This window comes from Thiocystis violacea, assembly GCF_016583575.1.
GTDB classification, from domain to species: Bacteria; Pseudomonadota; Gammaproteobacteria; order Chromatiales; family Chromatiaceae; genus Thiocystis; species Thiocystis violacea.
Map to the genome: position 1 here is coordinate 1 of NZ_NRRG01000101.1, position 6,897 is coordinate 6,897.

8 protein-coding genes are annotated in these 6,897 nt (G+C 56.0%); 1 reads left to right on the forward strand and 7 read right to left on the reverse strand.

Translation table 11 applies throughout. The features are described from left to right. Positions 1-200, forward strand: a 200-nt coding sequence (locus CKO27_RS23030; RefSeq protein ID WP_242471088.1) for an IS1 family transposase, incomplete at its 5' end; no start/stop codon positions are given. A 141-nt stretch (positions 201-341) separates the two neighbouring features. Here the strand turns inward: CKO27_RS23030 and CKO27_RS23035 are convergent. The 7 genes from CKO27_RS23035 to CKO27_RS23065 all read right to left on the reverse strand — a co-directional run bounded on the left by CKO27_RS23035 (position 342) and on the right by CKO27_RS23065 (position 6,790). Beyond that, positions 342-1,103, reverse strand: a complete 762-nt coding sequence (locus CKO27_RS23035; RefSeq protein WP_200377255.1) for an SDR family NAD(P)-dependent oxidoreductase — start codon at positions 1,101-1,103, stop codon at positions 342-344. Then, the gene (locus CKO27_RS23040; RefSeq protein ID WP_200377256.1) at positions 1,100-2,041 is read right to left on the reverse strand and encodes an NAD(P)-dependent oxidoreductase; all 942 of its coding nucleotides are present in this window, start codon (positions 2,039-2,041) and stop codon (positions 1,100-1,102) included. The genes CKO27_RS23035 and CKO27_RS23040 overlap by 4 nt, the downstream gene beginning before the upstream one ends. Positions 2,042-2,067: 26 nt before the next feature. After that, on the reverse strand, positions 2,068-2,757 hold the full coding sequence (locus CKO27_RS23045) for a cytidylyltransferase domain-containing protein (protein ID WP_200377257.1): 690 nt from the start codon (positions 2,755-2,757) through the stop codon (positions 2,068-2,070). Positions 2,758-2,924: 167 nt separating this feature from the next. Further along, positions 2,925-4,727 (reverse strand): tetratricopeptide repeat protein, encoded by a 1,803-nt coding sequence (locus CKO27_RS23050; RefSeq protein ID WP_200377258.1) that lies wholly within the window; start codon positions 4,725-4,727, stop codon positions 2,925-2,927. After that, a complete protein-coding gene (locus CKO27_RS23055; RefSeq protein WP_200377259.1) occupies positions 4,724-5,665 on the reverse strand; it encodes a hypothetical protein in 942 nt (313 codons plus the stop codon). Before CKO27_RS23055 ends, CKO27_RS23050 begins: the two co-directional genes overlap by 4 nt. Before the next feature lie 109 nt (positions 5,666-5,774). After that, on the reverse strand, positions 5,775-6,185 hold the full coding sequence (locus tag CKO27_RS23060) for a hypothetical protein (protein ID WP_242471089.1): 411 nt from the start codon (positions 6,183-6,185) through the stop codon (positions 5,775-5,777). Positions 6,186-6,616: 431 nt separating this feature from the next. Further along, the gene (locus tag CKO27_RS23065; RefSeq protein WP_200377260.1) at positions 6,617-6,790 is read right to left on the reverse strand and encodes a PIN domain-containing protein; all 174 of its coding nucleotides are present in this window, start codon (positions 6,788-6,790) and stop codon (positions 6,617-6,619) included. Positions 6,791-6,897 lie beyond the last annotated feature (107 nt).

The window sequence follows — 6,897 nt, forward strand, 5'->3', positions numbered from 1 at the left end:
AATTCCGTCATTACGCTGTCGGCAAGGAATCGGGAAAGACAAATCACATCGAACGATACAACGGCACACTCAGGCAACGTATTTCCAGGCTCGTACGAAAAGCACTTTCTTTTTCAAAAAAGCTTCAGAACCATATTGGAGCTATTTGGTATTTCGTCCATCATTATAATAGCACTCGCTCAGCCAAAGCTCATCTGTGAAATCATATAGAGAAGAGTACTACCCTGCCGCCATAGGGGATTTCAAGTCTGCGCGTATTGGCCATAAACGAAAAATGGAATATCGGCACATTTCTACTAGGCAGCACCCAATAGAGAAAACATTTGTTGATATCATGCTGATCACTCTGTTGACAACCGGATTGTGGCTCCACCATCGATCACCAACTCGGTGCCGGTAGCAAAGGACGACTTGCGCTCATCAAGGAAAAATTCGATCGCCGTAGCGATCTCGCCCGGCTGGCCGATGCGGCGATTCACCGTGCGGTTGGCCAATTGATCGAGTAAAGCCTGCTCGCCCGTACCCGCGAGATGCCCACGCCTAAGGCCTTCGCGCAGCATGGCCGAATCCACCGCCCCAGGCAGAACGGCATTGACGCGAATACCGTCGCCTGCCCACTCGATGGCCAGCGCACGCACCATGGCCGACAGGCCACCCTTGCTCGCCGCGTAGGCGGCGATGTTGGCTGAGGTAGCGCGGGCATGCACCGAGCCGACAGCCACCACGCTGGCCCTTCCCTTAGCCAGCGAACCATGCAGGATGCGGCCAGCCTGGTAGAGGCTGCCCAAGTTAGTATCCAAAACTTTGCGCCAATCGGCCTCGGTGGTTTCCACCAGCGGAGCGCAGACCTGATAGGCAGCGGCATGTACCAGGCCGTGCAGTTCGCCACCCGCATCGTTCACCCGGGACAGTACCGCATCCCAGACCAACGCCTGCGACACGTCGCCGACCAGTTCGACCAGGAATTCATCCGGCCGCTCGCTGCGGCGGACATCCAGGCCGATGACCCGCCAGCCCTTGCGGGCAAGCAGACTTGCCGTTGCGCCGCCGATGGCGCCTGCCGAGCCCGTGATCATCACCAGCGGAGAGTCGCTGTTGCTCATGAGCCCGCTTCCAGTACCTGCATCATGTTCTCGATGGCACGCTCGTGTACCCGCTCCCACGCTAGCGGCGAGCTGTTAGCGTTGTGGGCCGACAGTATCACGTTCGGCAGCGAACGTAGCCTGCTGTCCAGCGGCAGCGGCTCGTGCTCGTACACGTCCAAGGCGGCGCCCTTGATGCGCCCGGCCTGAAGCGCCTCCACCAAGTCATTCTCGCGGATCAGCGGGCCGCGCGCGGCGTTCATCAGCACTGCATCGGGCTTGAGCAGTGCCAGCGTCCGGCTATTCATGATGAATTCGCTGGTCTCGTTCAGGTCGCAGTTGAGGCTGACGTAGTCGGACTGCTTGAGCAGGCTTTCAAGGTCGGTCATCTCCATGCCGTGCTGGACGATGAAGGCCGGATCGACCTCCACAATGTCATTGCCCAGGATGCGCATGCCGAACGCGTGAGCACGGCGGATGACCGCTTTGCCTGTATTACCCACGCCGACCACGCCGAGGGTCTTCTCGTTCAGCGCATGCCCCGGCAGTTTCTCCCAGCCGCCGATACGCATGTTCTCGGTCTGCTGCTGGAAGCGACGGGCGAAGGACAGCATCCAGCCCAGCACGGTATCACCCACCGGCTCGGAGAAGGCATTGGAGATGTTCTTGATGACGATACCGCGACGCGCGCATTCCGCCTGATCGAGGGAGTCGATGCCCGTACCCCACTTGGAGAGCACCTTTAGCCGCGGCGAAGCGGCCAGCACCTTGGCGGTGAATTTGTCATCGCCACAGACTACACCGTCAATGTCACCCATGATCGGCAGCAGGTCTGCTTCCTCTAAACGCTCCTCCACATCGGCCACCACGACCTCGCAGCCGCGTGCCTCCAAAATCGACCGGTACTTGCCCACCACTGGCAGTAGGTAAGGCGCCGAAATCAAAATCTTGTATTTCACGTGGATCCTTATCGTAGACGATCAGATCAATGGGTTGGCATGCGCTGGTTGGCCAAGACCTCCGCCAGCACGAAATCGGTCTCTTCGTCGATGTCCACCGCCTCCAAAGGGTCCATCTCGAACATCATGGGCTTGGCGCCGATGCGGTTCTTGCGCTGGCGCAAGATGCTCGCAGAAAAGAGGTAGAGGCAGGAGTTCTCCTCGTAGAAGGGCACCAAATCCTGGGTCTGCATAAGCACGGCCGGGTCGTGGTTGAGAGGCTTGGCGCCCGTTCCCCAGATCCGGACCTGGCGCAGCGTGACACTGAACAGGCTGTCGCACTCACCCGCCGCGAGACAGTCGAAATAACGCGCAATGGCCGCCTCGATGGTCGCAGTCCTAAGCAGGGGATTAGTGGCATGGGTCTGCAGAAAATATTCCCCGTCCACTTGTCCAATGTCATTCAGCAGGATGTCGTTCATGGGGACATCCGGAACACGAAGGTGCTCTGGACGCTCCAGCAGCAGGACGCGCTCATCGTAATTTACGCGGCAATCATCGCGGATCACCGGACTATCGGTGTCGATCACTACCCGAACGATACCGCGTGCGCCCAGCAGGGCATCCACCGCGTGTCGGTACAGAGGCTTACCGGCGAAATTCCGGTAGTTCTTGCCAGGCACCCGCTGACTGTGATGACGCATGGGCAGTAGTGCGGTGAGATGGGCTTTATTCACTGTGCCAGGCATTGTGCGTCACCCTTCGTAATACCGCCCGCGCCGGCTAACCCACAGCACCGTCTAGGCCCTTATTATGGCATTCGTGCTGACCGTAATGGTCGTTCGAACAGATTTATACGCGATAGTTTAAGTCATATCAACCTTGCTTCATTCTGAAAGTCACATTACAGAACAGGCATTACAGAGTACAAACCAATTAAGTCAGTATAACCATGCCCTGCTAGCAACAAATTTTTCAAAGCACGCAAATCGATCACAACAATCGATTTCGGTTGATGGTAGGTGTAAATCGTAATATGCGCATCCGGATTTACTGTCTGGAATTGGCGCTCAAACACATCAATGGCCTTTTCAAATTCTCCACATGTTGCAAGCATTACAGCATACAAAGCTATCCAATTCTCTCCCATTCGTTTTCTTTCATAATCCCCGGCTAGAAAATTCATCCCGACATCAAAATCACCCCGATTAATATAACCGTGATTCCCAATAAGGGATAGGAGATTATTCTGACGCTGATCATTATCGCAATGATAAGCCTCATAAGCAGTATCAACTGCCTTCGCTAAATCTCCCGATATAATCAAACTCATTATTTTCCAGCGGTCACGATCACCCATGGCATTCAAATAAACATCTCTTTCTTTGAGCATCCGAAAATACTCAACATCCTGACCATAGAAGCAAGAATAAATCCCTAGACGGGTGAAGCCATCACGTAAATTCGGACATCTAATATAAGCATCCTCAATTAGGTGTTCTGCTTCATCCCAATCGCCGCCAACCCCCGTTGCGATACCAAAATTTACTTGCCACGCCGGAGAAATCCTGTTTAAAACAGAATCTCGCCTCATAACATTAAGAGCTTTACGCCAGTTATTCTTTTCAATTTCAATCCATCCAAGACGCGCAAAACCATCATTATGTTTTTTATCTATAGAGTACGCATGCTTAATCAGTTCAGTTGCACGTTCAAAATTTCCGTATCGCCCGTAGAGTTGGGCGAGATTAATCTGCCAATTAGGACTAAGACGCCCTAGCCTCTCATCGCGTATCGCCAGATCAAGCCCATCTTGCCAATATTTTTTACTTGTTTTTAACCATCCCAATCGAACAAATCCATCTCGAGTATTGTCGTGTAAAGTATATGCAGATTCAATCAGTTCCTGTGCAATTTTATAATCGTCTGTGCGACCGCATAGCAAAGCTAATTTTATCAGCCAAGGCGCATCCGCACCTGACAAAAGAAGTCTGCACCGTAACACGGCTTCGGAAAGCCAGTTGATGATCTTCGCCCGCCACCCAATATCATCCTGATTTTCCTCAAAAGATTGACAAATTATTATTGCCATTTCCACTGCAAGGCCGGGGATGGTATCTGCCATGCATTTCGCGAACTCGATCAGTTTCAAGATTGAAGCAGGCAGCTTGGAATCTGCTGGATACCTTTCGAAGACTGACTGTATTGTCGCTGATAATCCATCAGCAACCTGCACCGGCATCCATCCAGACAGTAAGGAAGCGTTTGCTTTCGTTACCAAATCCGGGCAGGATCTGAAATGAATCGGCCACACAGAAGTTCCCACTGCCTGTGCCAGACATAGCGATGCCCGCATGCTTGGTGCAATCACCACATCCAGTGCCCCATAAAGCGCTGCCTGCTCATCAATATCTTCCGGCCATTCCCGTCCAACATCAACGAAATGCACATTCAGCCATTGAAATTCTTCCCTTGGGCTATCGTTTTTTTCCAGACTCACCCAGCGAACACCCGGCATTGACAATAACCACCTCCAGGTAGCCAGATCAGCATTTGCTCGCTTAAAGGGCGCGCGGTGATCATCCGACCCGTCTTGCCAAAAAAACCCCACGTTGAGCACACCATTCGCATCGCTCTCAGCCAGCCGTTCCCGCCAGCAAGCCACCCGCGCAGGATCTGGTGTTAGATAGCCGCTTGAAAGGTTCATGCATCTATATCCAGATGACGCAGCAGCGCTTCGGCGGCGACCCAATAGCTCGCAACTGGCATAGGTGTATCCGCTTCCAGCACGTCGATTGTTGTAGTGGGAAATGAACGCGCCAGCAAAGAAGCCAGCGCCGGCACAGAGCGGATCGTCAATTGATCCGTACGCGCCAACAGCGGGCGAAAATAGCGGGCCAGGAAGATCGGGTCGCCAGGGTCATCAACTCCCGTGACACCATGAATCCAGCGGACGTCAGGATCCGTCGATTCCTTATGCAGGACGCACATACTGGAATCCAGCCCGGTCTTGCGTAATCCCTGGTGCAGGCGATGGGCGGCGCTACCGGATCCCGCGCAATCGAGGGTGGACAGATGCAAGATGCGCGGGGATGAAGGCGGTGTCGGACATTCAACTGCGGCGGAGGCAGGGGTTAGCTCCGAGTCGGCGTCCGGGGGCGATTGCCCCAGGCTTTCGTGGATGACGGCCTGCAGCCATGAGCCGAGGGTTTGACGCTCCGGAGCGAATGGCCGGTGATCCTGAGCGGGTAGCGGAGGCAAAAACGGACGGTCGATGACGATCCGGACGTCCGCGGGCAAGGACATCGTGAGCCAAGAAGCGTCATGCAACAGGTCGCGGGTTTCCTCCATGGCAGCCTGAGATTCGTTCAGTGCATGGAGGACGCGGCTCAGGAGCAGGCGGGTGGAGAAAGCCTTGTCGTCGCTCGCGCGCAGTTTGAGCAGACGATCACGGCTGTCGGTCAGTGCGGCATAGCGCTGGGCCAACGGAAGAGACGGATCCTGACTCGCCAGGCAGGCGTCGAGCGCGCGTTCGTAGTCTGGCCAGCCGGGATCCTGGATATGATCGGCGCCACGCCAGCCGGCCAGCAGGGGCTGGGCGTAGGGGAGTGCGGCGAGATCGTTGATCCAGCGGCTCTGGTTCATGAGGCCATTATAGTTTGGGTGGAGGTGTAGAGGCGATACCGTGGCGATGTTACTGGACCAATTTCGCGAGTTTTCCGATTCGTCCGCGATTGGGATGCCGTTGGCGGTCTCAGGAATGCTGTGCCAACCGCGCCTCCCAGGCATCGGCATCCGGACAGTCGAGCAGGATTTCGCCCAGATCTTCCAACACCGCCGGGTTTCGGATCGTGGCCAGCGCGGAAACGCTGCGGGCCGCCGCCGCCTCGCCGAAACGGCGGCGGATCAGTCGCTGCAGCAGGCGGTGCTCTGACTCTAGGCCCTGCTCCAGACCCTCCTGCAAGCCCGCTCGCAGGCCGTCCTGTTTCCATTTCTCCGTCCACGAGACGACTCGTTCGCTCAACATGATGCGGACCTCCTCCAGTTCGTGCAGCTCCGGCAGCGCCACCGTCGGCAGGCGGGTGGCAAAAAATGCCTCGCGTAGCCAGACCACGAAGGAATGACGCAGTTCGGTATGTTCGGGTTCGGACAGCCAGTCGACCAAGGCGGCCAGCACCTCGCGCACCCGGTCCGGGGTAGTGCCCCAGCCTATATGACGAGTTACCAATTAAGTTGTTGACATCGAAGCATAAAAATTTCGCGCCATCATATAAGCTGGGGCACTACCGATTAAGTGACGAGGCTACATCCAGGTTCGCTTGCGCAGCGGCCTGCGGTTTTGTACCGTCGGAACTCACGACCCTTGGTTACCCAAACACCGCTCCGGGGTGCTGCAATGGTGTACGAGCAACTCCATCGGCTGGACTTCAACCCGCAATTTAATCAGCCTGTTACGGCATACGGCCAGGTCTCCCATTGCACACTCTATCGACTTACGATTGCCTTCAATGGGGACACAGTAAGGTGATTGGATGCGAATCGGGAAACTCGGGCGGGGTTCGATGGGTTTCGCTTCGCGCCACCCATCCGACGAAACTAGAGCGCGCTGGCGACATCGGTCTTCGAGAAATCCTCGCCCTTGAACAACAGTGACTCTTGACGTTTCTTCGCCAGCGCATAGGAAAGACAATCACCGAAATTCAGCCCGGCTGGATGCCGCCCCTTGCCGTATTGGATCCGCCGACCCTCTGCGGACGCGGCGGCCCTCATTCCCACGACTCAAGCCTAGGTCAGCCCGCTGGGCGGCGACGCGACGCCCGTCACAATCGCGAACCGGCGTCCGGCGCGCTCAGATCGCGCTGGAGGGCAGGCGCGCC